A 26,253-nucleotide genomic window follows, 5' to 3' on the forward strand; every position below is an offset into this window, starting at 1 on the left:
GGGGTGGTTGGCCACGATCAAGCCAAATTCGAAAGGCTTCGATCCAGAAAGACCTCGGTCCATTGGAAATAAGCCCTCCGGCGCGGACTCACGCCCTTTCGGTGACCGTGATGGTTCCCTTGCGGATGGTCGCCACGCGCGGCGCCTTCTTCGCGATGGAGGAGTCGTGGGTGACCATGATGAAGGTCAGTCCGAGCTCCTTCCACATGGTCTCCAGCACGTCCATGATCTCGTCGCGCATGGACTCGTCGAGGTTTCCGGTCGGTTCGTCGGCGAGCAGCACCTTCGGCTGCTTGACCAGGGCCCGCGCGATGGCCACGCGCTGCTGCTGGCCGCCGGACATCTCGGACGGCAGATGTCCGAGGCGCTCGCCGAGGCCCACGGACTTCAGCGCCTCGGCGGCCCGCTCGCGGCGCTCCGAGGCCTTGATGCCGAGCGGTACGAGCGCCGTCTCGACGTTCTCCTGGGCGTTCAGCGTGGGGATCAGGTTGAAGCTCTGGAAGACGAAGCCGATGGACTCGGACCGCACCTTCGTGAGCCTGGCCTCGGACAGCTTGGCCAGGTCGGTGCCGTCGAGCTCGATGCTGCCCGAGGTGGGACGGTCGAGTCCGCCGAGCATCTGGAGGAGCGTGGACTTGCCGCCTCCGGTCGGGCCCTGGATGACGAGCCGGTCGCCGTCGGCGATGGTCAGGTCGATGCCGGCGAGCGCATGGACCGTTTCCTTGCCCCGGCGGTACTGCTTGGTGACGCCTCTGAGGTCATACATGGTGGGTGCAACTCCTGCGAGAAGTAAGGGGGGTAGGCGCGCGCTGGGACGCGGACACGGACGCGGCCGCTCGGGTCGTCGACCGTCGGGCCTGCTCCGTCTACTCGACGCGGCGCAGCGCGTCCGCGGGCCGCAGCCGGGAGGCGCGCCAGCCGCCGAAGGCGCCCGCGATGAGCCCGCCGGCGACGGCGAGGCCGACGGCGATGCCGACGGTGCTGAGGCTGATCGGCGCGGTCAGCGCGACCTCGAGGGCCTTGGACGCGGTCTGCCGGCCGGGGCCGCCCATTCCGCCGCCCATGCCGCCGGGACCGCCCGTGCCGCCACCGCCGCCGGTGGAGCCGAGCTGCGCCTGGAGGGTCGGGCTGACCGCGGTGACGGCGTACGCGCCCGCGAGGCCCAGGGCGATACCGAGGACACCGCCGAGGAGCCCGTTGACGACGGCCTCGCCGACGACCTGACGGGTGACGCGTCCGGACTTCCAGCCCAGCGCCTTCAGGGTGCCGAACTCGCGTACGCGGCGGGAGACGGCCGACATGGTGAGCAGGCCGGCGACCAGGAACGCGGCCACCAGCACCGCGATGGACAGCCACTTGCCCACGTTCGAGGCGAGGTTGGAGGCGGTGGACAGCGAACCCGAGACGGTGTCGGCGAGGTCGGCCGAGGTGGTCACGGTCGTACCGGAGATGTTCTTCTGGATGGTGCTCTTGACGGCGTCGATCTGCTGCGAGTCGGTCGCCTTGACGTAGACCGTGGTGACCTTGTTCTTCGAGTCCGACAGGGTCTGCGCCTGCTTGAGCGGGATGTAGAGGTTGGCCGCCGCGTCACCGCTGTCCGCCGTCGCGATACCGACGATCTTGAACTTGGTGCCGGAGATCTTGACGGTGTCGCCGAGGGCGAGCTTCTTCTCCTTGGCGTACGAGCTGTCGACGACCGCGACCTTGGCGTTCGTCTCGGAGCTCTTGAGCGTACGACCCTTGGTGATCTTGGAGGAGGTGAGCGGGCCGAGGTCGAGGTTGGTGACGTCGGTGCCGTAGACGGTGAAGTTGTTCACGTCGAACTCGGCGCCGCCGCCCTGGACGCGTCCCTGCGGCTGGCCGCTGCTGCCGCCTTCGCCGCCGGGGCCGCCCTGCTGGCTGCTGTTGCCGCTGCCGCTGCTCTGGTCCTGCTGGAACTCGCCCTGCTTGAACTGGCCGCTGACCTTCACCACGGTGAGGCTCAGTCCGCCGACCGCGTCGGAGACCCCGTCCTGCTTGGCGACCTTGGTGACGGTGGTCTTCGACAGGGTCTGGAACCCCTGGACCATGACACGGTCGCTGGACTGCTCGGTGTCGGAGTCGTTGTCCTTGGCGTCGAACTGGAAGCGCGGGCGGTCGTTGCCGTTGCTGTCGCTGCCGCTGCCCGAGGGCGGCGTGGCGGCCTTCGTGACGGTCATGTCGGTCCCGAGGCCGTACAGCGACTCGAGGACCTTCCCCTGCGCCTGCTTCATACCGGACGACACGGAGCTGACCACGATGACCAGCGCGATACCGAGCGCGAGCCCGGAGGCGACGACGAGGGCCGCCTTTCTGCGGCGGCGCAGTTCGCGCCTCAGGTAGGTGAAGAACATGGCGCGACGGTAGGGGCGCACCGTGATGACGCGATAAGCCCGGGATAAGAGAAGGATGAGAACGGATGTGAGACGGCTGAGCACACGGCGATGGCCCGCACCCCCGGCGGGGGGTGCGGGCCATCGGCGTACGCGGAGCAGAGGGGCCGGTGAGGGCTCGGGATCAGACCGCCGAGCCGGCCTTCCACTCGGTCCAGTTCATGTTCCAGCCGTTGAGGCCGTTGTCCGCGGCGATGGTCTTGTCACCGGTGTTCTGGACGACCACGACGTCACCGATGATCGAGTTGTTGTAGAACCACGCGGCCGGGGTGTTCGGGTCGTTGGCGCCCTTCGTGTCCGACAGGCCCACACAGCCGTGGCTGGTGTTCACGCTGCCGAAGATGGACTTGGCACCCCAGTAGTTGCCGTGGATGAACGTGCCGGAGCTCGACAGGCGCATGGCGTGCGGCACGTCCTTGATGTCGTACTCGCCCTTGCCGTCGTCGTCCTTGAAGCCCACGGTCGCGCCGTTCATCCGGGTCTCCTTGAACTTCTCGGAGATCACCATCTGGCCTTGGTACGTCTTGTTCTCGGGCGAACCGGCCGAGATCGGGATGGTCTTGATCGTCTTGCCGTCCCGGGTGACCTTCATGGTCTTCGTCTGGGCGTCGACGATGGAGACCTGGTTGCGGCCGATCTTGAAGGTGACCGTCTTCTGCTGGATGCCGTAGACGCCGCTGGAGCCCTCGACGCCGTCGAGGTTCAGCTTGAGGGTCACGGTCGAGCCGGCCTGCCAGTACTGCTCGGGGCGGAAGTCCAGGCGGTTGGCGCCGAACCAGTGGCCGACGACCTCCTGGCCGCTGCTGGAGTTGACCGTGATGCCCTTCTGGACGGCCGCCTTGTTGGCGATCGCCTTGTCGAAGTTGATCGACACCGGCATGCCGACGCCGACGGTGGAGCCGGCATCGGGCGTGAAGTAGCCGATGAAGCTGTTGGACGGGGCGACGGTGGAGAACGACGCGTTCTCGTGCGCGGCGCGACCTTCGGCGTCCTTGGCGGCGGCCGCGATCTTGTAGGTCGTGGCCCGCGCCAGCTGGCCGCTGGGCTTCCAGCTCTTCTTGTCCGCGGATATCTGGCCCGCGACGGCCGCGCCGTCGGAGCTGGTCATGGTGACGTTCGTGAGCGTGCCCTTGCTCACCGTGACCGCGGTGCCGTTGTTGATGGAGGCGTTCTCGGAGCCGTCCTTGGGCGTGATCTTGATCTGCGCCTCGGAGGTCTTCTTCGCGGCTGCCTCGTCGACCTTGGCCTGCGAGGTGCTGCTGCCGTCGGCAGTGCTGTCGTCTGCGGCGCTGCTGTTGCCTCCGCTGCACGCCGAGAGCATCAGCACACTGCCGAGCACGGCGGCCACGGTCGTGAGACCCCTGCGCCGCCTACCGTCCGTCATCACACGCTTCTCCATCGTTGCCGAATCCCCGAACCCAGAAAATTATCCGCAGACCTTCACAACGTACTGTCCGATTCGTGCCGTTCCACGACCCGAAGAAGTGTGGGATACGCCACTCTGCCAAGGGACTTTTGGGACTTGAAGATGCTTCGGCGACTGACGGTGCGGATCGTTGCTGTGCCACTGCTGTTGTAGCAGCGCCATGAGAGACGAAGAAACCCCGGACGGCGGTTGCCGTCCGGGGTGTGGGATGCGACACCTTTCCGCGCTGCTACAGCAGTTGATCACCTGAAGCGGTCGACATCCGCGTCGTTCTCGTCGTCCTGGTCGCCCTCGTCGTCCTCGTCATCGTCATCGTCATCGTCGTCACCGAGGTCCCAGGCCGGCGCATCGGGGTCGTAGTCGACGTGCTCGCTGCTCCACGAGGCCTGCGCGAGATCCACTCCGGCCACCTCGCCGACCAGGTCGAACGGGTCCACGAGATACGCGATGGCCTCGGCCTCGTCCTCCTGGACGGCGGACTCGGCGTGGGTGCGCTCGTCCGCCGGCATGTCCTCGTCCTGGGCGATGCGCTGGAGTGCGGCGCCGGTGAGCGCGCCGGAATCCTCGATCTCAAGGACCAGTTCCACACGGAGCCGAACATAGCGGGATGTCTCAGGGGTGCTCATAGGCCGGATCGTACGGCCCGGACGCCCCTCGACTCCCCCGTGACTTTCCCGTGACCGGCCGCTTTCACTAACATCGCCGCACACGGCCAAATCGCCAGCGCCACAAGGGGGATCGATACCGTGTCCGCCGCACGCCGATCGCTGCTCACCGCCACCGCCGCAGGCACCCTTCTGGGCGCCCTGTGGTTCGTCCCGTCCGCCAACGCGACGGCCGACAAGGCGGTGTCCGAGGTCCATCACCGGAAGCCGACGGCGACGATCAGAGCCGAGGGCGCGGAGTCGACCGGCTCATCCGGCACCTCGGTCGGCGCCACGTCCGTCGAAGGGTCCGACGACGGCGCACTGTTGGCCGACACGGGCGGCGTCGACACGACCCCGTACGTGATCGGCGGCACGCTGTTCCTGGGCCTCGGGGCCGGGTTCGTGGCGTATTCGGTACGTCGGGGGCGACTGGAGGCCTACTGAGAGGCACCCTGACGGGCATACGTAAGAGGGGCCGCTGTCGCGCGACAGCGGCCCCTCTCCGTACTCCTGAATCCGCTCTCCTGAAGCAGGGGTTTACGCCAGCGGGCCCGTCACCGGCTCCACCGCCGCGACCAGGTGGCCGCCGCGTACGAACGCGTCCGCGGCCGCGAGGTCAGGCGCCAGGAAACGGTCCGGGCCGGGACCGCCGACTCCCGCCGCGCGCGCCGCGTTGATGGCGGCGCGGGACGCCGGGGCCGGGGTGAGGCCCTCGCCCTCGCGGAGTTCGATCGCGCGCGTGGCGGCGTAGAGCTCGATCGCGACGATGCGGGTGAGGTTGTCGACGGCCGTGCGGAGCTTGCGGGCGGCCGACCAGCCCATGGAGACGTGGTCCTCCTGCATCGCGGATGAGGGGATGGAGTCGGCGGACGCCGGGACCGCCAGCCGCTTCAACTCGCTGACCAGGGCGGCCTGTGTGTACTGGGCGATCATGAGGCCCGAGTCGACGCCCGCGTCGTCCGCGAGGAACGGGGGCAGGCCGTGCGAGCGGTTCTTGTCCAGCAGGCGGTCGGTGCGGCGTTCGGCGATCGAGCCGAGGTCCGCGGCCGCGATGGCGAGGAAGTCGAGGACGTACGCGACCGGGGCACCGTGGAAGTTGCCGTTCGACTCGACGCGGCCGTCGGGGAGCACCACCGGGTTGTCGACGGCGGACGCCAGCTCGCGTTCGGCCACCACGCGCGCGTGGGCGATCGTGTCGCGGCCGGCGCCCGCGACCTGGGGGGCGCAGCGCACGGAGTACGCGTCCTGGACGCGCGGAGCGTCGCCTTGGTGGTGGCCCGTCAGGCCCGAACCCTTCAGGACCGCGAGCATGTTGGCGGCCGACGCGGCCTGCCCCGGGTGCGGGCGGATCGCGTGCAGCTCGGGGGCGAGGACCTTGTCCGTGCCCAGCAGCGCCTCGAGCGACAGGGCGGCCGTGATGTCCGCGGACTTGTAGAGCGCCTCGAGGTCGGCGAGCGCCATGATCAGCATGCCGAGCATGCCGTCGGTGCCGTTGAGGAGGGCCAAGCCCTCCTTCTCGTGCAGCTCGACGGGCGCGATGCCGTGTTCGGCGAGCAGTTCGCCGGCGGGCCTGACCGTCCCGCCCGGCCCCTCCGCGTCGCCCTCGCCCATCAGCGTCAGCGCGCAGTGCGACAGCGGGGCCAGGTCACCGGAGCAGCCCAGGGAGCCGTACTCGTGGACGACCGGGGTGATCCCGGCGTTCAGGACGTCCGCCATGGTCTGCGCGACCTCCGGCCGTACGCCGGTGTGGCCGGAGCAGACCGTCTTCAGGCGCAGGAACATCAGCGCCCGGACGACCTCCCGCTCCACGCGCGGGCCCATGCCGGCGGCGTGCGAGCGGACGATGTTGCGCTGCAGCTGGGTCCGCAGGTCGTGGCCGATGTGCCGGGTCGCCAGGGCGCCGAACCCCGTCGAGACGCCGTACACCGGCTCCGGCTTCGCGGCCAGCGCGTCCACGATCTCGCGCGCCGCGGCGAGCGCGCCCAGCGCCTCCTCCGACAACTCGACCCTGGCGTTCCCCCGGGCCACGGCGAGGACGTCGGCCGCGGTGGCCCCGGCGGTCCCCACCACCACAGTGTGCATATCCATATTCAGGAGCGTACGCAGTGAATCTCAAGATGTCACGAGTGGGGGGCGGGTTCGCCCCTTACCTCTTACGCCCGCAGGGGACACCCCGGCCCTACGACCCCTCCCGTCCCCGGAACCTCCGCCGCTCCCCCGCCGGAAGCGTCGGCGGCGTCGGTGCGTCGACCAGCCGCACCACCGGATCGTCGGCCCCTTCGCGCCCCGCGACCACCGGGGTGACCGCCCGCGCGGCCTTCGCCCGGTACTGCGCGGCGTCGGCCAGCCGGAACAGCCGGCGCGCCGACCGCACGGGACCGATGGGCTCCCCGGTCGAGGCCACCCCGCACGCGACCCCCTCGCCGAGCTCCAACTCACCCGCGCGCTTGCAGAGCTCCTCGGCCACGCGTACCACCTCGTCCGCCGGTGGACCCACCGCGAGCAGGCAGAACTCGTCCCCGCCGAGCCGCGCGGCGAGCGCGCCCGGCAGCATCGCGCCGCACAGCGACAGCACCGAGCCGAACCGCTCGAGCAGCCGGTCGCCGACCGCGTGGCCGTGGGTGTCGTTGACCCGCTTCAGGCCGTTCAGGTCGCAGACGACGAGGCTGACCACGGCGCCTTCCGCGCGGTGGCGCTCCAGGGCCTCGTCGAGGCGTACGTCGACGGCTCGGCGGTTGGCCAGGCCGGTGAGGGCGTCCGTGAAGGCCAGGCGCCGCGCCTCCTCGAGGCGCTCGGTCTGGTCGATGCCGGCCGCAACGACGGCGGCCAGGACGGTCGCGAAGTCCGCGTCATCCCGGTCGAAGACCGGTTCCCCGACCGGGCGGGCGACGTACAGCTCGCCCCAGGCCCTGCCGTGCAGCACGATCGGCGCGACGACGCAGCAGCCGCGGCCGCGGCGCCGGAGTGCGGCCACCCGCTGGTGGCAGTAGCCGGCTTCCCGGGCGGAGCCCTCGGCCGGACCCGCCGCCGTCTCCACCCAGGCGTTGGGCTCGCCGCCGCCGACCCACCGCTCGTGCAGGAACTCCGTGATCTCGGGGAACTGGTGTACGGGATACGCCTCGCACTCGGGAAACTCCGCCTCGCCCGGAGCGCGTTCGCCCGCGTTCACTAGTACGCGGAGCCGGCCCCGTTCCCGCTCCCACACGGACAGCGCGGCAAAGTTGCCCGACAGCGCGCGGCAGGCGCCCTCCGCGGCGGCCTTCCAGGACTCCCGCGGGGTGTGCGCCGCCGCCATCGCCTGCGCCAGCGCCACCACTGCACGCAACCGCACGTCCTCGCCCATCACTCCAGGCTAGGGAGTTTTGCACCTATTTGAGACATTGATACGGCGAACGCTACGACGAACAGGGGCCGCGGCCCGTATCACCGCCCGCCGTCCGGGCGAGGGCGGTGCGGCGGGAGCCCCTGGCCCCTGCGGCGCCGGGCTGGCATGATCGTACGGCGGACGATAACGATCGTTAACCTACGCGGTCCCGAGGGGTGTGGATCATGGATGAGCAGCGGTACGGGGAGTTCGTCGTGGTGCGGCGGCACGAGTACGTCGCCGAGCTCGTCCTCGACCGGCCGAAGGCCATGAACGCCGTGTCGACGGAGATGGCGCGGTCCATCGGCGCCGCCTGCGACGCGCTCGCCGCGGACCGCGACGCGCGCGTGGTCGTCGTGACGTCGACACATGAGCGGGCCTTCTGCGTCGGCGCCGACCTCAAGGAGCGGAACTCGCTCTCCGACGCGGAGCTGGTGCGCCAGCGCCCCGTCGCCCGGGCCGCCTACACCGGCGTACTGGAACTGCCGATGCCGACCGTGGCCGCCGTCCACGGCTTCGCGCTGGGTGGCGGCTTCGAGCTCGCGCTCGCCTGCGACCTGATCGTGGCCGACCGTACGGCGGTCGTGGGGCTGCCCGAGGTGTCGGTGGGGGTCATTCCCGGGGGCGGCGGGACGCAGCTGCTTCCGCGCCGGGTGGGGGCGGCGCGGGCCGCGGAGCTGATCTTCTCGGCGCGGCGGGTCGAGGCCGCCGAGGCCCGGGAGCTGGGCCTCGTCGACCAGCTGGTGGCGGAGGGCCAGGACCGGACGGAGGCGCTGGCACTCGGCGCGCGCATCGCCGCGAACTCACCCGTCGGCCTGCGCGCGGCCAAACGGGCCCTGCGGCTGGGTCACGGCCTCGACCTGCGCGCCGGCCTCGAAATCGAGGACGCCGCGTGGCGCACGGTCGCCTTCTCGGGTGACCGGGCGGAGGGTGTGGCGGCGTTCAACGAGAAGCGGGCGCCGGTGTGGCCCGGGGAGTAGGACGGGACGCGCGGCGCTGGGCGGGGCAGGCCGACGCGGGGTTCGTCGCCAGGGAGCGGAAAGAAGCACCGGCCGCTGCGGGCGGACACACCGGCACGTCCCCGTAAGCCGGAGCACCTGCGGGCATCCCGTTGTGGGCAATCGTTCCTCAGGGCTGGGGGCACCTCCCAGCGGTAGCTGGGGAGGGTGGGCACAACCCACGTCGTACGGCAATGTGCGGTGAGGCCTTGCCCCCAGGGCCCGCCGCGGGCCGGGTGGGCCGTGCGATCGAGCGTCAGCGGCCTTGGGCACCAAGGGTCGCAGGCCCAGCTCCGGTCTCAGTCCCGCCGCGTCAGCAGCCAGGGCTCCACCACGCCCAGGCCGCGCACGGGCCGCTGCCACATCGGCTGGAGCGCGAAGCGGTACGTGGGAGGTTCCTCGCCCTCCTTCTCGGCGGCGGCCGCGGCCTCCGCCGCCTCCGCCTCGGATGCGGGAGCCTCCCCGGTGCGGGTGAGCTCCTCCGCGAAGGCGTTGTCGACGAGTACGGCGTCCCGGGGCGCTATGGAGGTGAGCCGGCTCGCCAGGTTCACCGTCGTACCGAAAACGTCGCCCATCCGCGTCGTCACCGTGCCGAAGGCGATACCGACGCGCAGTTCCGGCATCGTCTCGTCGTTTGCCATCGTCTCGATGAGCCGGATCCCGATCTCGGCCGCCGTCCCCGCGTCGTCGGCGGAGTAGAGGACCTCGTCGCCCAGCGTCTTGATCAGCCGCCCGCCGCGCGCGGCCACCAGATCGGCCGCCGTCGTCTCGAACGCCTCGACCAGCTCGCCGAGCTCCTCCTCCTCCAGGCGTCGCGTCAGCCGCGTGAAGCCGACCAGGTCGGCGAAGCCGACGGCGAGCCGGCGGTCGACCATCTCCTCGTCGTCCGCGACCTGCACGACGCGCCCGGTGGCGGCCGCGAGCTGCCGCCGCCAGACGTAGACGATGAACTCCTCCAGTTCCGGCAGGAGCAGCTCCATCAGGGGGTACGTCACCTCGGTGCGCGTCATCCCCGGCTCCGGCGGCTCCGTCAGGCCCGCGAGGAACGAGTCGATCTGCCAGTCCGCGAGGCGGGCGGTGGTCTGGCCGGTGGAGCGGGCCACCTGGACCGCCATCGCCTCGCTCAACAGGCCCGCCTCGACGAGACCGGCGAGCCGCCGCAGCGCCAGTACGTCCGCCTCCGTCAGCGCCTTGGCCTGACCTATGTCGGCGAAGCCCATCGCGCGCCAGAAGCGGGAGGCCAGCTCCATCGACACGCCTGCGCTGCGCGCCGCCTGGAAGGGCGTGTAACGGCGTTCGGCCCCGAGGATGAGGCCCTCGAGCCGGAGCGCGAGCGGGTCTTCAGCGCGCTCACCGCGGCCGGCCGCTCCGGGCCGACCGTCGACCCGGTCGGGTCCGCGAGCATCCCGGGCGGCGTCACGATCCGGGGCGTCCGGAACACGGACAGAAGCCGGACCGGAGGCAGAGGCAGCACCGGAGGCGGGGCCTGCACCCTGTTCGGCATCCCGGTCGGCCCCGGCACCGTGAGCTCCGTCGCCGTCCGCGGCCTGGTCGGGGGCGGGCTGGCCAGGGGCACCACGGTCGGGGCCGGGACCGCGGTCGGAGCCGTCACCCCGGTCGGAGCCGGGAACCCGCTCGGAGCCGTCACCCCGGTCGGCGCCGTCACCCTGCTCGGTACCGGGAACCCGCTCGGTACCGGGGACACTTCCGGAGCCCGCGCCCCGTGCGAGCCCGGGGTCCAGGGGCCAACGCTCCCCGTCCAGCCCTTCCGAAGGCTCCGCGGCCCGGTCCGCGGCGGCGCCCCCGGCGATACGGCCGGGCTCGCCGTCGGGGGCGGGGTGTGCGCCCGCGCCCGAGCCCGTGTCGTCGACGCTCACGCCTGCTGCCCTTCCGATCTGCCGCGGTCAATACGACCGGCCCCAACTTTACTGAGATCTACCTCACGGGGGCGTACCGGGCGCATCGTCCGACCTGCCTTTCCGGCCGGGGCCCCGGGCCGCGCGGTGGAGCCGCCGATGTCACGGTCCCCGGGAAGACACTGATGACACAGTACGGCAGGTGTGCCGCAGCTCACTCCGAAGCCTTCCCGCACTTCCGAGTCTCCGCCCCCACCGGAGCCCGCGCCCACTCGCTCGGCCCGACGGCCCCCTGAACCACCACTTCCGAGGGCCTCCGTGCGGAGCCGCCCGGAGCCCGGCGCCCCGGGGCCGGGGCGAGCCTCCGGCCGCCCGCCCCTCGCAGGTGCCCGCGGCGGACGGAGTCGGGCGGAGCCCTGAACCAGGCGGGCACGGGTCGCGAGTACCGGCCGCCTGACCCCGGCCCGGGACGAGGATCGGAGGACCAGGGACGGGTCCGGGACCGGGACGGGGGCCGAGACCCTGACCCGCGGATGGGGCCCCAGGACCGGAGTCGGCTCGGGAGCCGGACCGGAGCCTCGCACGGGGCTCGGGACCGGGGCCTCGCACGGGGCTCGGGATCGAGGGTCAGGATCGGGCCTCCTACGGCTACGCCGGCCGCAAATGCACGATGTCCCCCGCCCCCACCGGCTGCTGCACCCCGTCCTCCGTGGCGAGGACGAGGCGGCCGTCGCCGTCGATCGCGACCGCCTCGCCGCTGAGCGTGCGGTCGCCGGGCAGTTCGGCGCGCACCCTGCGGCCGAGCGTGGCGCACCCGGCCGCGTACGTCTCCTGCAGTCGGCACGCGGCCGGGTCGCCGCCCGCCGCCCGCCAGTCGGTGTACCACCGCTCGAGCGAACGCAGCACCGCGCGCAGCAGCGGATCACGGTCGGTGGAGGCGGCTCCCGCGAGCGCCAGGGAGCCGGCGGTCGGGACCGGGAGTTCGTCGGCGCGCAGCGTCACGTTGATGCCGATGCCGATGACGATCCCGTCCGCACCGGCCCGTTCGGCGAGGATGCCGCCGGTCTTGCGCTCCTCGCCGCCCACCGTCACGAGCAGGTCGTTGGGCCATTTGAGGGCCGTATCGACGCCGGCGGCGCCGGACACGGCGGTCGCCGTGGCCACTCCGGCGAGCAGCGGCAGCCAGCCCCACCGCGACACGGGCACCTCCGCGGGCTTGAGGAGTACGGAGAAGAAGAGCCCCGAGCGCGCCGGCGCCGTCCACTGGCGGTCGAGCCGGCCGCGCCCGGAGCTCTGCTCCTCGGCGACGAGGATCGCGCCCTCCTCCAGGGCGTCGGCCCGCCCCGCGAGGTCCGTATTCGTGGAGCCGGTCGAGGCGACCACGTCGAGGGAGGTCCACAGCCCGCCCGGCCGCAGCAGTGCGCGGCGCAGGGCGGTGGCGTTGAGGGGCGGCCGGTCGAGGTCGGACCAGCGGCTGTCTGATGCATCTGACGGCGTCATGCAAGCCACACTAGGTGTGGGAAACACCGCACTGCTGAACGGTAGCCGCGCCGATACGCTACGAGGCAGTAGCCAGCCCACACGTCCCCTTTGAGCAGGCAGGGAGCCCCATCCCGATGTCCGAGCCGGCAGAGTCGCAGGTGGCGCAGAAGCCACAGGAGACCGACATCCACACGACCGCGGGCAAGCTCGCGGACCTGCAGCGCCGTATCCAGGAGGCGACGCATGCCGGCTCCGAGCGCGCGGTGGAGAAGCAGCACGCCAAGGGCAAGTTGACGGCGCGTGAGCGGATCGAGCTGCTCCTCGACGAGGGCTCGTTCGTGGAGCTGGACGAGTTCGCCCGGCACCGCTCCACCGACTTCGGCCTGGAGAAGAACCGCCCGTACGGCGACGGTGTGGTGACCGGCTACGGCACGGTCGACGGCCGCCCGGTCGCCGTCTTCTCGCAGGACTTCACCGTCTTCGGCGGAGCACTCGGCGAGGTCTTCGGCCAGAAGATCATGAAGGTGATGGACTTCGCGCTGAAGACCGGCTGTCCGGTCGTCGGCATCAACGACTCCGGCGGCGCCCGCATCCAGGAGGGCGTCATGGCCCTCGGCATGTACGGCGAGATCTTCCGCCGCAACACCCACGCCTCCGGCGTGATCCCGCAGATCAGCCTGATCGTCGGCCCCTGCGCGGGCGGCGCGGTCTACTCCCCCGCGATCACCGACTTCACGATCATGGTCGACCAGACCTCGCACATGTTCATCACCGGACCCGACGTCATCAAGACCGTCACCGGCGAGGACGTCGGCTTCGAGGAGCTGGGCGGCGCCCGCACCCACAACTCGACATCCGGCGTGGCCCACCACATGGCGGGCGACGAGAAGGACGCCATCGAGTACATCAAGCAGCTGCTGTCGTACCTGCCGTCCAACAACCTGTCCGAGCCCCCGGCCTTCCCCGAGGAGGCCGACCTGGCGGTGACCGACGAGGACCGCGAGCTCGACTCGATAGTCCCGGACAGCGCCAACCAGCCGTACGACATGCACGAGGTCATCGAGCACATCCTCGACGACGACGAGTTCTTCGAGACGCAGCCGCTGTTCGCGCCGAACATCCTCACCGGCTTCGGCCGGGTCGAGGGCCACCCGGTGGGCATCGTCGCCAACCAGCCGATGCAGTTCGCCGGCTGCCTGGACATCGACGCCTCCGAGAAGGCCGCCCGCTTCGTGCGCACCTGCGACGCCTTCAACGTGCCGGTGCTGACCTTCGTCGACGTGCCGGGCTTCCTGCCGGGCGTCGGCCAGGAGCACGAGGGCATCATCCGCCGCGGCGCCAAGCTGATCTACGCCTACGCCGAGGCGACCGTCCCGCTCATCACGGTGATCACCCGCAAGGCGTTCGGCGGCGCGTACGACGTCATGGGCTCCAAGCACCTCGGCGCCGACCTCAACCTCGCCTGGCCCACCGCCCAGATCGCCGTCATGGGCGCGCAGGGCGCGGTGAACATCCTGCACCGCCGCACCATCGCGGCCGCGCCGGAGGCCGAGCAGGAGGCGGTGCGCCAGCAGCTCATCCAGGACTACGAGGACACGCTGCTCAACCCGTACATCGCGGCCGAGCGCGGCTACATCGACGCGGTGGTCACGCCGTCCGACACCCGCCGCCACATCGTGCGCGGCCTGCGTCAGCTGCGTACGAAGCGGGAAAACCTGCCTCCGAAGAAGCACGGCAACATCCCCCTGTAAGCCATGCAACCCTGTGGAGCGGTCATGATCAAGGTCGTACGGGGCAATCCGACCCCGGAGGAGCTGGCCGCCGCACTGGCGGTGGTCAGGGCGCGCGCCGCGGCCGCGGGCGGCCGGCCGGCCGGCGCGCCCCCCGCACCCGACGCCTGGGCCGATCCGGCCCGGGTGGCGCAGAGCCGCCTCCCGGCACCGGGCCCGAAGGCGTGGGGCCGCACGTACTGGCCCGCGTAGTGCCGTGCCGCGCCGCAGCCGTTGTGGCGCGGCTCCTGCCGCCCGGCCCTCCGCCAAGTTGAGTACGCGTACTCAGGCGCCCCGGACCGCCGTCGGCGGAGGATCGGCTTCATGCTGTGGTCCGACCCCGAGAACGAGCCGCCCGAGGAAATCCGCGACATGCAGCAGAAGCTGCGGCGCGCGGGTTTCCTGCTGGCGGTGGCGATGGTGCTGGCGATGCTCGTGATCGGACTCTGAGACCCCCGTATCGCCCCACGGGCCTCCGTATCGCCCCGCAGGCCCCCCGTGTCGCCCCGGAGACTCCGTATCCGCCGGAGACCTCCGTATCCCCCGGAGAGCCCGTATCGCGGGACCCGGGAAGCACCCCGCAGCCGCTCGCTACGCTTGCCGCATGAGTGATCAGCGTCGCCGTCTCGTGCTCGCCTCCCAGTCCCCCGCCCGGCTCGGACTGCTGCGGCAGGCGGGGCTCAGCCCCGAGGTCATCGTCAGCGGGGTCGACGAGGACGCCGTGTCCGCACCCACCCCCGCCGAGCTGGCGCTCGCGCTCGCGGAGGCGAAGGCGTCCGTCGTCGCGGCACGACCGGACGTGATCATGAGTGGCGCCCTGGTCATCGGCTGCGACTCGGTCCTCGAACTCGACGGCGAGGCCCTCGGCAAGCCCGCCGACGCCGAGGAGGCCACGGCCCGCTGGAAGTCGATGCGCGGCCGCGCGGGCACGCTCCAGACCGGCCACTGCGTGTACGACACGAAGACCGGCCGCTACGCCTCTGCGACCGCCTCCACGGTCGTCCGCTTCGGCGACCCCAGCGACGAGGAGATCGCCGCATACGTGGCCTCCGGCGAACCGCTGTACGTCGCCGGGGCCTTCACGCTCGACGGCCGCTCGGCACCGTTCATCGACGGCATCGACGGCGACCACGGCAACGTCATCGGCCTCTCCCTGCCGCTGTTGCGCCGCCTGCTGGCCGAACTGGGCGTCGCCATCACGGACCTGTGGGCCGACTAGCTCAGCCTTCAGCTCAGTCGACCGCTCACGCGGGCTGCGGCGATGCCCCGTCGCCGTGGTCCGGCCCCGCGTCCTGCGGGCCCCCAGGAGCAGTGGGAGCAGCCGGCCCAGCCCCGTCCCCGGCCCGCTCGTCGTACGCCATCAGCGTCAGCACGATCAGACCCAGCACCAGCATCATGAAGACGAAGGCGCCCCACCCGACGAGACCGACGACGAAGGCCCCCAGCACCCCGTGCACGACCGCGGCGCTGATCAGCAGCAGGCGGCCGATGCCGGCGGGGGCGCGGCCGCGCAGGGCGGGAATCAGCGCCGCGAGGCCGCACAGGGCGAGGTAGAGGCCGAAGACGCCGCCCGCGATCCAGGCGGACACCGACATCACATGCGGGTCGAGTCCGGCCAGCGACATCTCCTGGCGGTCGACGACGTGGCCGAGGAACCAGTTCAGCAGGGCGACACCGACCGCCTCCACGAAGAGCACTATCGCGGCCACCCACGCCACCGTTCTGCGCACCACGGCGCCCCACCCCTCTTCCCAGCCGCTGTTACCGCTAGTACGCCTACGGGTCGCCAACGCTACTAACGGGTAAAGCCCGGGACAAGAGTTCGTCGGAGAGCAAAGATTCATTGGGCCATTCGTAGGGACTCCACAAAGAATCAGGATTCAGCGCGGCACGCTCTCACAGAGACCTTGACCACACAGGAGGACTAGGGTGCCGTGAAGGAGTCCTGCGTACCACGGTGCGACGTGGGGTTTCGCGGTCGGGGCGAGCCTCGGATCACGCTCCGTGTGGGCAAGCTCACCATTGGGGACGGGTCGAAAGGCCGTGTCGGCAGTCCCTAAACTCGGCTTGTTTCAAGGAGGGAGCCATCGTGCGCAAGGTGCTCATCGCCAACCGTGGCGAAATCGCTGTCCGCGTTGCCCGGGCGTGCCGGGATGCGGGGATCGCGAGCGTGGCCGTATACGCGGATCCGGACCGGGATGCGGTACATGTCCGTGCGGCCGACGAGGCGTTCGCTCTGGGCGGTGACACCCCGGCGTCCAGTTATCTGGACATCGCCAAGGTGCTGCAGGCAGCTGAGGACTCCGGCGCGGACGCGATCCACCCCGGCTACGGCTTCCTCTCCGAGAACGCCGAGTTCGCCCAGGCGGTCCTGGACGCGGGCCTGATCTGGATCGGCCCGCCGCCGCAGGCCATCCGCGACCTGGGCGACAAGGTCGCAGCCCGGCACATCGCCCAGCGCGCCGGCGCCCCGCTGGTCGCCGGCACCCCCGACCCGGTCTCCGGGGCGGAGGAGGTCGTCGCCTTCGCCGAGGAGCACGGCCTGCCGATCGCGATCAAGGCCGCCTTCGGCGGCGGCGGCCGCGGCCTGAAGGTCGCACGCACCCTCGAGGAAGTCCCCGAGCTGTACGACTCCGCCGTCCGCGAGGCGGTGGCCGCCTTCGGCCGCGGCGAGTGCTTCGTCGAGCGCTACCTGGACAAGCCGCGCCACGTCGAGACCCAGTGCCTGGCCGACCAGCACGGCAACGTCGTCGTGGTCTCCACCCGTGACTGCTCCCTGCAGCGCCGCCACCAGAAGCTCGTCGAGGAGGCCCCGGCGCCGTTCCTCAGCGAGGAGCAGAACGCGCAGCTGTACGCCGCCTCCAAGGCCATCCTCAAGGAGGCCGGCTACGTCGGCGCCGGCACCGTGGAGTTCCTCGTCGGCAACGACGGCACGATCTCCTTCCTCGAGGTCAACACCCGCCTCCAGGTCGAGCACCCGGTCACCGAGGAGGTCACCGGCATCGACCTGGTCCGCGAGATGTTCCGTATCGCCGACGGCGAGAAGCTCGGCTACGACGACCCGGCGGTGCGCGGCCACTCGTTCGAGTTCCGTATCAACGGTGAGGACCCGGGCCGCAACTTCCTGCCCGCCCCCGGCACCGTCACGACCTTCACGCCGCCCACCGGCCCCGGCGTCCGCCTGGACGCGGGCGTGGAGTCCGGCTCGGTCATCGGCCCGGCGTGGGACTCGCTCCTCGCCAAGCTGATCGTCACCGGTGCCACGCGGCAGCAGGCCCTGCAGCGTGCCGCCCGCGCCCTGGCCGAGTTCCAGGTCGAGGGCATGGCCACCGCCATCCCGTTCCACCGCGCGGTGGTCACCGACCCGGCCTTCGGTCCCGAACTGACCGGCTCCACCGGCCCGTTCACGATCCACACCCGCTGGATCGAGACCGAGTTCGTCAACGAGATCAAGCCCTTCGCGGCCCCTGCCGACGCGGAGTCCGATGAGGAGCCGGGCCGCGAGACCGTCGTCGTCGAGGTCGGCGGCAAGCGCCTCGAGGTCTCCCTGCCCGCCAGCCTGGGCATGTCGCTGGCCCGCACCGGGCTCGCGGCCGGCGCCAAGCCCAAGCGCCGCGCGGCGAAGAAGTCCGGCCCGGTCGCCTCGGGTGACACGCTCGCCTCGCCGATGCAGGGCACGATCGTGAAGGTGGCGGTCGAGGAGGGCCAGGAGGTCAAGGAAGGCGACCTCGTCGTCGTCCTCGAGGCCATGAAGATGGAGCAGCCCCTCAACGCCCACCGCAGCGGCACCATCAAGGACCTCAACGCCGAGGTCGGCGCGTCCATCACCTCCGGCGCGGTCATCTGCGAGATCAAGGACTGACGCCCGCATCAGCAATGGACTGACGCCCCGCATCAGTACGCCTCTGGGCCCGCCGAACGTGAACCGTTCGGCGGGCCCGAGCGTTTCGGCCCGGCGTTTCTCTGCCGCGAAGGCATGCGGCCCCCTCGGCCACAGGGCGCGGTGGCATGCTGGTTGAGGCGAGCCGGCGCAGTGGGAGAAGGCAGGTGGATGCCATGGCGGGCGCGAGGCCGGAGCGGCCCGGGACGACGATTCCTCCGCGCCCCCTGCGGGCGGACGCGCGCCGCAACTACGAGCGGCTGCTGACCGAGGCCAGGACCGTCTTCGCCGAACACGGCACCGGCGCCTCGCTGGAGGACATCGCGCGCCGCGCGGAGGTCGGCATCGGCACGCTGTACCGCCACTTCCCCAACCGGCACGCCCTGGTGAGCGCGGTCTTCGAGGATGCGCTCGCCGACCTGCTGGCCCGCTCGCGGGAACTGCTCGACGCTCCGCAGCCGTGCGCGGCGCTCGTGACGTGGCTACGCGCGGTCATCACGCACGCGAGCGAGTACCGCGGCGTGTCGCGGGCGCTGATGTCGGCCTCCCGCGACGAGAGTTCGGCACTCGCCCGCTGCAGCCGGCCGCTGCGCGAGGCCGGCAGCGCGTTGCTCGTCCGCGCCCAGGAGGCCGGCGACGTGCGGCGCGACGTGTCGATCGGCGACCTTCTCCAGCTGACCAACGCGATCGCCCTCGCCGCGGAGGAAACCCCGAACGACCCCCAACTGGCCGACCGCCTCCTGAATCTGACGCTACGAGGCCTGAAGCCGAACCAGGCCCCGCCGCCGAGCGGCAGTAACTGACGTCTGCGTCTCACCAGCACCCGTACCAATTGCGGACACAGGGGACACGCTGGTGAGACTGCCGTCACACTTGCTCGTCCGGCTACCGTCGGTCGGCTACCGGCGGCGGAGGTCCGCCACCCGGGCCCGGTCCCCCGCCGCCGTCCCCGTCTGATCGCCGCCGAGGACGGTCGCGCCGCGGAACGCCGTCCCCGGTCCGCCGCCGCCCGGGTGGTGCTGGCCCCGGCGAGGGCCGGGCAGGGGGCGCGGTTGCCGAGCCGGTGCCGGAACGGTGTCGGTCCCCGGGGACGCTCCGGCCACCGCGATCTGCACGCCCTGGTCGGCCAGGGAGTGGAGTTCCGTGGCCGCACGGTCGTCGTGGGCGGGCGGCTCGTCCGTGACCAGGCGAGTGATCACGTCCGTGGGCACCGTCTGGAACATCGTGTCGGTGCCGAGCTTGGTGTGGTCGGCGAGGACGACGACCTCCCCCGCCGCCTGCACGAGGGCACGGTCGACGCTGGCCGACAGCATGTTGGAGGTGGAGAGGCCCCGCTCGGCGGTGAGCCCGCTGCCGGAGAGGAAGGCACGCGAGACACGCAGTCCGTGGAGGGACTGCTCGGCGCCGGACCCCACGAGGGCGTAGTTGGAGCCGCGGAGGGTGCCCCCGGTCATCACCACCTCGACACGGTTGGCGTGCGCCAGTGCCTGGGCCACCAGGAGTGAGTTGGTGACGACGGTGAGGCCGGGCACGCGCGCGAGCCGGCGGGCCAGCTCCTGCGTGGTGGTCCCCGCCCCGACGACGATGGCCTCGCCCTCTTCGACGAAGCTCGCGGCGAGGTCCGCGATGGCCGTCTTCTCGGCGGTCGCGAGATGCGATTTCTGCGGAAAGCCGGACTCTCGCGTGAACCCGCCCGGCAAGACCGCACCGCCGTGCCGGCGGTCGAGGAGTCCTTCTGCCTCCAGTGCCCGCACGTCCCGCCGTACGGTCACTTCGGAGGTCTGGACGACGCGGGCGAGCTCACGGAGGGAAACCGCCCCGTTGGCCCGCACCATTTCGAGGATCAATTGGCGACGTTCTGCAGCGAACACGAAACTGACAGTAACCCCAACGACCGTCTGCTTTCAGCAGTTTGCGCCGAATAACAGAAGTTGTTCGCACGACGGGACGGAAAGTGGTATACGGCCCGTCGCCGCTGGGACGCCCGCGCGAGCGCGCTGAATTGACGGCCGGCGACGGCAATCGACGGCTTGCCTCGCGCAGTTGGACGTGGTCAGACCGCTGCGCACTGTGCGGTCGGGCCGCCGCCCGGCGTCCGGACAGCGGCCCGATCCCTCCGCTCAGCCCTCGCCCGTGGCCTTCCGGGTGTGCAGCTGACGTGCCACCTCGGCGATCGAGCCCGACAGGGACGGGTACACAGTGAAGGCGTTCGCGATCTGCTCGACCGTCAGATTGTTGTCGACGGCGATCGAGATGGGGTGGATCAGTTCCGAGGCGCGCGGCGATACGACCACACCGCCGACCACGATGCCCGTACCCGGGCGGCAGAAGATCTTGACGAAGCCGTCGCGGATGCCCTGCATCTTGGCGCGCGGGTTGCGCAGCAGCGGCAGCTTGACGACGCGGGCGTCGATCTTGCCGGCGTCGACGTCGGCCTGCGAGTAGCCGACGGTCGCGATCTCGGGGTCGGTGAAGACGTTCGCCGAGACCGTCTTGAGGTTGAGCGGCGCGACGGCGTCGCCCAGGAAGTGGTACATCGCGATACGGCCCTGCATGGCGGCGACCGAGGCGAGCGCGAAGATGCCCGTCACGTCACCGGCCGCGTACACGCCGGGGGCGCTGGTGCGCGAGACCCGGTCGGTCCAGATGTGGCCCGACTCCTTGAGCTTGATCCCGGCCTCCTCGAGGCCCATGCCGGAGGTGTTGGGGATCGCGCCGACGGCCATCAGGCAGTGCGTACCGGAGATGACACGGCCGTCGGCGAGCGTCACCTCGACGCGGTCGCCCACGCGCTTGGCGGACTGGGCGCGCGAGCGCGACATGACGTTCATGCCGCGGCGCCGGAACACGTCCTCCAGGACGGCCGCCGCGTCCGGGTCCTCGCCCGGCAGCACGCGGTCGCGGCTGGAGACGAGCGTGACGCGCGAGCCGAGCGCCTGGTAGGCGCCGGCGAACTCGGCACCGGTCACACCGGAGCCGACCACGATGAGCTCCTCAGGGAGCTCCTCCAGGTCGTAGACCTGCGTCCAGTTCAGGATCCGCTCGCCGTCGGGCTGGGCGTCCGGCAGCTCGCGCGGGTGGCCGCCCGTGGCTATCAGCACGGCGTCGGCGATGAGCGTCTCCTCCGTACCGTCGGCGGCACGGACGATCACCTTGCGGGAGCCGTCGATCGACTGCCCGCCCTCCAGGCGGCCGCGGCCGCGCAGCACGCGCGCGCCCGCACGCGTGACGGACGCCGTGATGTCGTGCGACTGGGCGAGTGCGAGCCGCTTCACACGGCGGTTGACCTTGCCGAGGTCGACGCCCACCACGCGCGCGGGGGTGTCGATGTGGGGCGTGTCGTCGGCGACGATGATGCCCAGCTCCTCGTACGAGGAGTCGAAGGTCGTCATGACCTCGGCCGTGGCGATCAGCGTCTTGGACGGTACGCAGTCGGTCAGCACCGACGCACCGCCCAGGCCGTCGCAGTCGACGACGGTCACCTCCGCGCCGAGCTGGGCCGCCACCAGGGCCGCCTCGTATCCGCCGGGTCCGCCACCGATGATCACGATCCGAGTCACGTACCCCATTGTCCCGCACCGCCTCGTCGGCCTCTCCCCCGGGGCCGTCTTTGCGTGGCACATGGGGCCTTATGAGGCATGACGTCCATCACGGGGCGCAAGGTGCCCACTGCCGTACTCTCGGACCATGTCGCTCTACGCCGCGTACGCCGGCAATCTCGACGCGCGGCTCATGTCCCGCCGCGCCCCTCACTCGCCGCTGCGCGCAACCGGCTGGCTCAACGGCTGGCGGCTGACCTTCGGGGGCGAGCACCTGGGCTGGGAGGGCGCACTCGCCACCATCGTGGAGGCACCGCGTTCACAGGTCTTCGTCGCGCTGTACGACATCGCGCCGATGGACGAGGACTCCATGGACCGGTGGGAGGGCGTGGGGCTCGACATATACCGCCGCATGCGGGTGCGGGTGCACACGCTGGACGGCGAGGAACCCACATGGGTGTACGTCCTCAACGGATACGAGGGCGGGCTGCCGTCCGCGCGCTACCTCGGCGAGATCGCGGACGCGGCGGAGTCGGCCGGGGCGCCCCACGACTACGTCATGGAGCTGCGTAAGCGGCCCTGCTGAAGCTTCTGGGGCCGTCGCCCACCTCCCTCCGGCGGGAAAGACACCGTGCGGTTGGAAACGACACGGCAACGATCACAGCTCCTTGGCATCAGCATCTACGCGCGTAGGGCTTGACCGGCTACGCTCATCGCGTGAACGCTTCTGTTAATCCGGACATCCAGGGCGACCCGAACGCCGCCGCCGACGACGCCGCCGCGCGCCTGCGCGCGCTCACCGGTGCCGACACCCACGACGTCGCCCTCGTGATGGGCTCCGGCTGGGCGCCGGCCGTCGACGCGCTCGGGGAACCCGAGCACGAGCTGCCCGTCACCGACCTGCCCGGCTTTCCGCCGCCGGTCGTCGAGGGGCACGGCGGCACGATCCGTTCGTACCGGATCGGTGAGAAGCGGGCACTCGTCTTCCTGGGCCGTACCCACTTCTACGAGGGCCGCGGGGTCGCCGCCGTCGCCCACGGTGTGCGTACGGCCGTGGCCGCGGGTTGCAAGACTGTCGTGCTGACGAACGGCTGCGGCGGTCTGCGCGAGGGCATGCGGCCCGGGCAGCCGGTCCTGATCAGCGACCACATCAATCTGACGGCCGCGTCGCCGATCGTCGGCGCGAACTTCGTGGACCTGACGGATCTGTACTCGCCGCGGCTGCGGGCGCTCTGCAAGGAGATCGACCCCACGCTCGAGGAGGGCGTGTACGCGCAGTTCCCCGGGCCGCACTACGAGACGCCGGCCGAGATCCGGATGGCGCGCACGATCGGGGCTGACCTGGTGGGCATGTCCACCGTGCTCGAGGCGATCGCGGCGCGCGAGGCGGGCGCCGAGGTGCTCGGCATCTCGCTGGTCACCAATCTGGCAGCGGGCATGACGGGCGAGCCGCTCAACCACGAGGAGGTACTCCAGGCGGGGCGGGACTCGGCGACTCGCATGGGGGCGTTGCTGGCGCAGGTGCTGGGGCGTATCTGACGGTGGTCAGACCGACCGCCGTCAGACTGGTCACGTCCCGACCGGTCGCAGTCGGACCGGCCGCAGTCTGAGAGACACCCGCCGTCGTGGGCTGTGCCCACCCTGCCCCAAGCTCTCGGCTCCAATCGAGCAAGGGGGACCCCCATCGCCCCTGCGGAACGCCTGCCCACAGCAAGGCGGCGCGCCACAGTTCCGCGTTTTCGACACGGAGAGGCAAGAGAGAACGTGCACGACGAACTCATCGCCCGGGCCCAGGCCTGGCTCGCCGAGGACCCGGACCCGGAGACCCGTGCGGAGCTCGGCGAGCTCATCGACGGCAAGGCGTTCGACGAGCTCGCCGCCCGCTTCAGCGGCACCCTTCAGTTCGGCACCGCGGGCCTCCGCGGCGAGCTGGGCGCGGGACCGATGCGTATGAACCGCTCCGTGGTCATCCGCGCGGCGGCGGGCCTCGCCGCGTATCTCAAGGGGAAGGGCCAGGGCGACGGCCTCGTGGTCGTCGGCTACGACGCCCGCCACAAGTCCGCCGACTTCGCCCGCGACACGGCGGCCGTGATGACCGGCGCCGGCCTGCGCGCCGCGCTGCTCCCCCGCCCCCTGCCCACCCCGGTGCTCGCGTTCGCGATCCGGCATCTGGGCGCGGTCGCGGGCGTGGAGGTGACGGCCAGCCACAATCCGCCGCGCGACAACGGCTACAAGGTCTACCTGGGGGACGGCTCCCAGATCGTGCCGCCGGCCGACGGCGAGATCGCGGCCGAGATCGCCGCGGTGGGCGGCCTCGACGACGTGCCACGCCCGGAGGCCGGCTGGGACGTGCTCGGGGACGAGGTGCTCGAGGCGTACCTCGCCCGTACGGACGCCGTACTGGCCCCCGGTTCACCGAGGACCGCGCGCGTCGTCTACACGGCGATGCACGGCGTCGGCAAGGACACCCTGCTCGCCGCCTTCGCGCGCGCCGGGTTCCCCGAGCCCGTGCTCGTCGAGGAGCAGGCCGAGCCCGATCCGGACTTCCCGACGGTCGCCTTCCCCAACCCGGAGGAGCCGGGCGCCATGGACCTCGCCTTCGCGAAGGCGCGCGAGGCCCGGCCCGACGTCGTCATCGCCAACGACCCGGACGCCGACCGCTGCGCCATGGCCGTGCCCGAGCGCGCCGGCGACGCGTGGCGCATGCTGCGCGGCGACGAGGTGGGCGCGCTGCTCGGCGCGCACCTCGTAAGGCGCGGCGCGCGGGGCACCTTCGCCGAGTCGATCGTGTCGTCGTCGCTGCTCGGCCGGATCGCCGAGGCGGCCGGTCTGCCGTACGAGGAGACGCTGACCGGCTTCAAGTGGATCGCCCGCGTCGACGGCCTGCGGTACGGGTACGAGGAGGCGCTCGGCTACTGCGTCGACCCCGAGGGCGTACGCGACAAGGACGGCATCACCGCCGCCCTGCTGGTCGCCGAGCTGGCGTCCGAGGTGAAGGAGCAGGGGCGGACGCTGCTGGACGTGCTGGACGATCTCGCCGTCGAGCACGGGTTGCACGCGACCGACCAGCTGTCCGTGCGCGTCCAGGACCTGTCGCTGATCGCGGAGGCCATGCACCGGCTCCGGGAGCAGCCGCCGACGCGGCTCGGCGGGCTGGCGGTGACGCGCACCGAGGACCTGACGAAGGGCACGGAGACGCTGCCGCCGACGGACGGGCTGCGGTACACGCTCGAGGGCGCCCGCGTCATCGTCCGGCCCAGCGGCACCGAGCCGAAGCTCAAGTGCTATCTGGAGGTCGTCGTGCCGGTGGGCTCCCGCGATGAGCTGGGCGCGGCGCGGGCGAGGGCCGCGGAGCTGCTCGGCGCCATCAGGACGGATCTGTCGGCGGCTGCGGGCATCTGACGGGCACATACTCGAAGCCCGGGGCCGGATCCCAACCCGGGCCCGGATCCCAAACCGAAGTAGCCCCGAAGTGTGATTTACCCACGGCAGTTGACGCAGCGACATGTCGCGCGCCCGGTCGACCGAGGGACGGTTGACCGGTAGCGCACGTACAAGTCTCTGGAGCTGCCGCAGTGTCCTCGACCGCTTCCCCGGTGCCGCCCGAAGCGATCACCCAGCCGTCCGGCGGGATCCTTCCGGGGTCCCGGCGCCCGCGGTCGGCACCGCCGTCCGCCGCCGGGCTCCGCGCTCGCCTGCGCCGGTCCCTGCGGCGCGCGGCCCCCGCCCTGCTCGCGTACGCCGGGGTCCGCGCCACGGGACTCGTCCTGCTGACCGTGTGGGCGCGCGCCGCGAACCAGGACGTCTGGCACATGCTCGCCGCGGACTGGGACTCCATCTGGTACCTGGGGATCGCCGACCACGGGTACGTGCACGAGCTGGGCACCAAGTACGACTCGAACAATCTCGCCTTCTTCCCGCTGTATCCCGTGCTGGTGAAGGCGGTCGCCGGGGTGACGCCCGGAACGCGCGCGAGCGTCGGCCTCGTCATCGCCGTGCTTTCCTCGTTCGTCGCCGCGTGGGGGATCTTCGCCGTCGGCGACCGGCTGCACGGCAGCCGCGTCGGCGTGCTGCTCACGGTGGCGTGGGCGGCGCTGCCGGTCGGGCTCGTGCAGTGGATGGGCTACACGGAGTCGCTGTTCACGGCCTTCGTCGCCTGGTCGCTGTATGCGGTGCTCACCGGCCGCTGGGTGTGGGCCGGTGCGCTCGCGGCGCTGTCGGGGCTGACGCGGCCGACCGGTATCGCGCTCGCGGCCGCGGTCTCGCTGTCGGCCCTGTGCGCGCTCCGCCCGCGCTTCTCCGCACGCGTCCTCGCCGGCGCGGTCCTCGCGCCCCTCGGCTGGCTCGCGTACGTCGGGTGGGTGGGCCTGCGCCTCGGCCGCTGGGACGGCTACTTCGCCGTACAGGCGCTGTGGCACAACCAGTGGGACGGCGGCCTCGAGACGTTGCAGCGGCTGCGCCAGCTGTTCGTGTACGACTCGACGCCCGAGCTGTTCCTGGTCATGGTCTCGCTGACGCTGGTCGCGTCCGTCGTGCTGTTCGCGCTGTCGGTGCGGGACCGGCAGCCGCTCCCGCTGCTGGTCTTCACCGGCGTGCTGCTGGTGATCGTGGTCGGCAGCGGCGGCGTCTACTTCCCGCGCGGCCGCTTCCTGCTGCCCGGCTTTCCCCTGCTGCTGCCGCTCGCGCTCGCCGTCGCCCGCACCAGCCGGCGCCGGGCAGCGGTGGCGATCGCCTGTGCGGTGCTCGGGTCGGCGTACTGCGGTGCGTACATGTTGCTGGTGTGGCCGAGCGCGCCGTAGGCGCGCGGCCCCGTTGCGGGGGGGGGGGGGCCCCCCCCCCCCCCAAACCCCGAGGGGGGGGGCGGCCACAACTGTGTGGTGG

23 protein-coding genes are annotated in these 26,253 nt (G+C 71.6%); 12 read left to right on the forward strand and 11 right to left on the reverse strand.

The annotated features are described in order from the left end of the window. Positions 1–88: 88 nt before the first annotated feature. The 4 genes from ABT009_RS43375 to ABT009_RS43390 all read right to left on the reverse strand — a co-directional run bounded on the left by ABT009_RS43375 (position 89) and on the right by ABT009_RS43390 (position 4,463). On the reverse strand, positions 89–766 hold the full coding sequence (locus tag ABT009_RS43375; protein ID WP_351307601.1) for an ABC transporter ATP-binding protein: 678 nt from the start codon (positions 764–766) through the stop codon (positions 89–91). 100 nt (positions 767–866) lie between these two features. After that, the gene (locus tag ABT009_RS43380; protein ID WP_351307604.1) at positions 867–2,372 is read right to left on the reverse strand and encodes an ABC transporter permease; all 1,506 of its coding nucleotides are present in this window, start codon (positions 2,370–2,372) and stop codon (positions 867–869) included. Positions 2,373–2,535: 163 nt separating this feature from the next. Beyond that, entirely contained in the window at positions 2,536–3,795 is a 1,260-nt protein-coding gene (locus ABT009_RS43385) for a L,D-transpeptidase (protein WP_351307607.1), read from the reverse strand. A gap of 284 nt (positions 3,796–4,079) precedes the next feature. Continuing rightward, the gene (locus ABT009_RS43390; RefSeq protein ID WP_351307610.1) at positions 4,080–4,463 is read right to left on the reverse strand and encodes a hypothetical protein; all 384 of its coding nucleotides are present in this window, start codon (positions 4,461–4,463) and stop codon (positions 4,080–4,082) included. A 120-nt stretch (positions 4,464–4,583) separates the two neighbouring features. Between ABT009_RS43390 and ABT009_RS43395 the strand changes: the two genes are divergently transcribed. Beyond that, a complete protein-coding gene (locus ABT009_RS43395) occupies positions 4,584–4,928 on the forward strand; it encodes a hypothetical protein (protein WP_351307612.1) in 345 nt (114 codons plus the stop codon). A gap of 93 nt (positions 4,929–5,021) precedes the next feature. Here the strand turns inward: ABT009_RS43395 and hutH are convergent, their stop codons facing one another. Further along, positions 5,022–6,566 (reverse strand): histidine ammonia-lyase, encoded by a 1,545-nt coding sequence (gene hutH, locus ABT009_RS43400; protein ID WP_351307661.1) that lies wholly within the window; start codon positions 6,564–6,566, stop codon positions 5,022–5,024. Positions 6,567–6,663: 97 nt separating this feature from the next. Further along, the gene (locus tag ABT009_RS43405; RefSeq protein ID WP_351307615.1) at positions 6,664–7,827 is read right to left on the reverse strand and encodes a GGDEF domain-containing protein; all 1,164 of its coding nucleotides are present in this window, start codon (positions 7,825–7,827) and stop codon (positions 6,664–6,666) included. Positions 7,828–8,033: 206 nt separating this feature from the next. On the opposite strand from ABT009_RS43405, the gene ABT009_RS43410 reads away from it, so the two are divergent. After that, on the forward strand, positions 8,034–8,828 hold the full coding sequence (locus ABT009_RS43410; RefSeq protein ID WP_351307618.1) for an enoyl-CoA hydratase/isomerase family protein: 795 nt from the start codon (positions 8,034–8,036) through the stop codon (positions 8,826–8,828). 317 nt (positions 8,829–9,145) lie between these two features. Here the strand turns inward: ABT009_RS43410 and ABT009_RS43415 are convergent, their stop codons facing one another. Both ABT009_RS43415 and ABT009_RS43420 read right to left on the reverse strand, forming a co-directional pair. Next, positions 9,146–10,588: an adenylate/guanylate cyclase domain-containing protein gene (locus tag ABT009_RS43415; protein WP_502990075.1), complete on the reverse strand. Its 1,443-nt coding sequence runs from the start codon at positions 10,586–10,588 to the stop codon at positions 9,146–9,148. 762 nt (positions 10,589–11,350) lie between these two features. Further along, positions 11,351–12,202: a biotin--[acetyl-CoA-carboxylase] ligase gene (locus ABT009_RS43420; protein ID WP_351307621.1), complete on the reverse strand. Its 852-nt coding sequence runs from the start codon at positions 12,200–12,202 to the stop codon at positions 11,351–11,353. A gap of 116 nt (positions 12,203–12,318) precedes the next feature. On the opposite strand from ABT009_RS43420, the gene ABT009_RS43425 reads away from it, so the two are divergent. From ABT009_RS43425 to ABT009_RS43440, 4 genes are all read left to right on the forward strand, one after another. Then, on the forward strand, positions 12,319–13,935 hold the full coding sequence (locus ABT009_RS43425; protein ID WP_351307624.1) for an acyl-CoA carboxylase subunit beta: 1,617 nt from the start codon (positions 12,319–12,321) through the stop codon (positions 13,933–13,935). A 24-nt stretch (positions 13,936–13,959) separates the two neighbouring features. Continuing rightward, complete coding sequence (locus ABT009_RS43430) at positions 13,960–14,166, forward strand: acyl-CoA carboxylase epsilon subunit (protein WP_351307627.1); 207 nt, start codon at positions 13,960–13,962, stop codon at positions 14,164–14,166. 111 nt (positions 14,167–14,277) lie between these two features. Then, a complete protein-coding gene (gene mmpB / locus ABT009_RS43435) occupies positions 14,278–14,403 on the forward strand; it encodes a morphogenic membrane protein MmpB (protein WP_351307630.1) in 126 nt (41 codons plus the stop codon). A gap of 154 nt (positions 14,404–14,557) precedes the next feature. Beyond that, positions 14,558–15,172: a nucleoside triphosphate pyrophosphatase gene (locus ABT009_RS43440; RefSeq protein ID WP_067276884.1), complete on the forward strand. Its 615-nt coding sequence runs from the start codon at positions 14,558–14,560 to the stop codon at positions 15,170–15,172. 25 nt (positions 15,173–15,197) lie between these two features. Here ABT009_RS43440 and ABT009_RS43445 read toward each other — a convergent pair whose 3' ends face one another. Continuing rightward, positions 15,198–15,686, reverse strand: a complete 489-nt coding sequence (locus ABT009_RS43445) for a hypothetical protein (protein ID WP_351307633.1) — start codon at positions 15,684–15,686, stop codon at positions 15,198–15,200. Positions 15,687–16,042: 356 nt separating this feature from the next. Between ABT009_RS43445 and ABT009_RS43450 the strand changes: the two genes are divergently transcribed. Together ABT009_RS43450 and ABT009_RS43455 are read left to right on the forward strand one after the other, a co-directional pair. Further along, positions 16,043–17,815 carry an acetyl/propionyl/methylcrotonyl-CoA carboxylase subunit alpha gene (locus ABT009_RS43450; RefSeq protein WP_351307636.1) on the forward strand — a complete coding sequence of 591 codons (1,773 nt, stop codon included), beginning with the start codon at positions 16,043–16,045 and terminating at the stop codon, positions 17,813–17,815. A 194-nt stretch (positions 17,816–18,009) separates the two neighbouring features. Then, entirely contained in the window at positions 18,010–18,636 is a 627-nt protein-coding gene (locus ABT009_RS43455; RefSeq protein ID WP_351307639.1) for a TetR/AcrR family transcriptional regulator, read from the forward strand. A 96-nt stretch (positions 18,637–18,732) separates the two neighbouring features. Here ABT009_RS43455 and ABT009_RS43460 read toward each other — a convergent pair whose 3' ends face one another. Both ABT009_RS43460 and ABT009_RS43465 read right to left on the reverse strand, forming a co-directional pair. Then, the gene (locus ABT009_RS43460; protein ID WP_351307642.1) at positions 18,733–19,704 is read right to left on the reverse strand and encodes a DeoR/GlpR family DNA-binding transcription regulator; all 972 of its coding nucleotides are present in this window, start codon (positions 19,702–19,704) and stop codon (positions 18,733–18,735) included. Positions 19,705–19,953: 249 nt separating this feature from the next. Then, on the reverse strand, positions 19,954–21,402 hold the full coding sequence (locus ABT009_RS43465) for an NAD(P)H-quinone dehydrogenase (protein WP_351307645.1): 1,449 nt from the start codon (positions 21,400–21,402) through the stop codon (positions 19,954–19,956). A gap of 118 nt (positions 21,403–21,520) precedes the next feature. On the opposite strand from ABT009_RS43465, the gene ABT009_RS43470 reads away from it, so the two are divergent. The 4 genes from ABT009_RS43470 to ABT009_RS43485 all read left to right on the forward strand — a co-directional run bounded on the left by ABT009_RS43470 (position 21,521) and on the right by ABT009_RS43485 (position 26,171). Then, entirely contained in the window at positions 21,521–21,958 is a 438-nt protein-coding gene (locus ABT009_RS43470; RefSeq protein WP_351307648.1) for a gamma-glutamylcyclotransferase family protein, read from the forward strand. A gap of 131 nt (positions 21,959–22,089) precedes the next feature. Next, entirely contained in the window at positions 22,090–22,911 is an 822-nt protein-coding gene (locus ABT009_RS43475; protein ID WP_351307650.1) for a purine-nucleoside phosphorylase, read from the forward strand. A gap of 225 nt (positions 22,912–23,136) precedes the next feature. Further along, a complete protein-coding gene (locus ABT009_RS43480; protein ID WP_351307653.1) occupies positions 23,137–24,774 on the forward strand; it encodes a phospho-sugar mutase in 1,638 nt (545 codons plus the stop codon). A 194-nt stretch (positions 24,775–24,968) separates the two neighbouring features. Then, positions 24,969–26,171, forward strand: a complete 1,203-nt coding sequence (locus ABT009_RS43485; protein WP_502990076.1) for a putative hexosyltransferase — start codon at positions 24,969–24,971, stop codon at positions 26,169–26,171. Positions 26,172–26,253 lie beyond the last annotated feature (82 nt).

This window comes from Streptomyces sp. NPDC002896 (assembly GCF_040295225.1).
Taxonomy (GTDB): Bacteria; Actinomycetota; Actinomycetes; order Streptomycetales; family Streptomycetaceae; genus Streptomyces.

What these genes read in the sequence shown, in the direction of transcription:
- mmpB (WP_351307630.1), top strand. Translation starts at nt 14,278, where the DNA reads ATGCTGTGGTCCGACCCCGAGAACGAGCCGCCCGAGGAAATCCGCGAC.
- ABT009_RS43470 (WP_351307648.1), top strand. Translation starts at nt 21,521, where the DNA reads ATGTCGCTCTACGCCGCGTACGCCGGCAATCTCGACGCGCGGCTCATG.
- ABT009_RS43425 (WP_351307624.1), top strand. Translation starts at nt 12,319, where the DNA reads ATGTCCGAGCCGGCAGAGTCGCAGGTGGCGCAGAAGCCACAGGAGACC.
- ABT009_RS43420 (WP_351307621.1), bottom strand. Translation starts at nt 12,202, where the DNA reads ATGACGCCGTCAGATGCATCAGACAGCCGCTGGTCCGACCTCGACCGG.
- hutH (WP_351307661.1), bottom strand. Translation starts at nt 6,566, where the DNA reads ATGCACACTGTGGTGGTGGGGACCGCCGGGGCCACCGCGGCCGACGTC.
- ABT009_RS43385 (WP_351307607.1), bottom strand. Translation starts at nt 3,795, where the DNA reads ATGACGGACGGTAGGCGGCGCAGGGGTCTCACGACCGTGGCCGCCGTG.
- ABT009_RS43380 (WP_351307604.1), bottom strand. Translation starts at nt 2,372, where the DNA reads ATGTTCTTCACCTACCTGAGGCGCGAACTGCGCCGCCGCAGAAAGGCG.
- ABT009_RS43440 (WP_067276884.1), top strand. Translation starts at nt 14,558, where the DNA reads ATGAGTGATCAGCGTCGCCGTCTCGTGCTCGCCTCCCAGTCCCCCGCC.
- ABT009_RS43465 (WP_351307645.1), bottom strand. Translation starts at nt 21,402, where the DNA reads ATGGGGTACGTGACTCGGATCGTGATCATCGGTGGCGGACCCGGCGGA.
- ABT009_RS43430 (WP_351307627.1), top strand. Translation starts at nt 13,960, where the DNA reads ATGATCAAGGTCGTACGGGGCAATCCGACCCCGGAGGAGCTGGCCGCC.
- ABT009_RS43375 (WP_351307601.1), bottom strand. Translation starts at nt 766, where the DNA reads ATGTATGACCTCAGAGGCGTCACCAAGCAGTACCGCCGGGGCAAGGAA.
- ABT009_RS43405 (WP_351307615.1), bottom strand. Translation starts at nt 7,827, where the DNA reads ATGGGCGAGGACGTGCGGTTGCGTGCAGTGGTGGCGCTGGCGCAGGCG.
- ABT009_RS43455 (WP_351307639.1), top strand. Translation starts at nt 18,010, where the DNA reads ATGGCGGGCGCGAGGCCGGAGCGGCCCGGGACGACGATTCCTCCGCGC.
- ABT009_RS43410 (WP_351307618.1), top strand. Translation starts at nt 8,034, where the DNA reads ATGGATGAGCAGCGGTACGGGGAGTTCGTCGTGGTGCGGCGGCACGAG.
- ABT009_RS43390 (WP_351307610.1), bottom strand. Translation starts at nt 4,463, where the DNA reads ATGAGCACCCCTGAGACATCCCGCTATGTTCGGCTCCGTGTGGAACTG.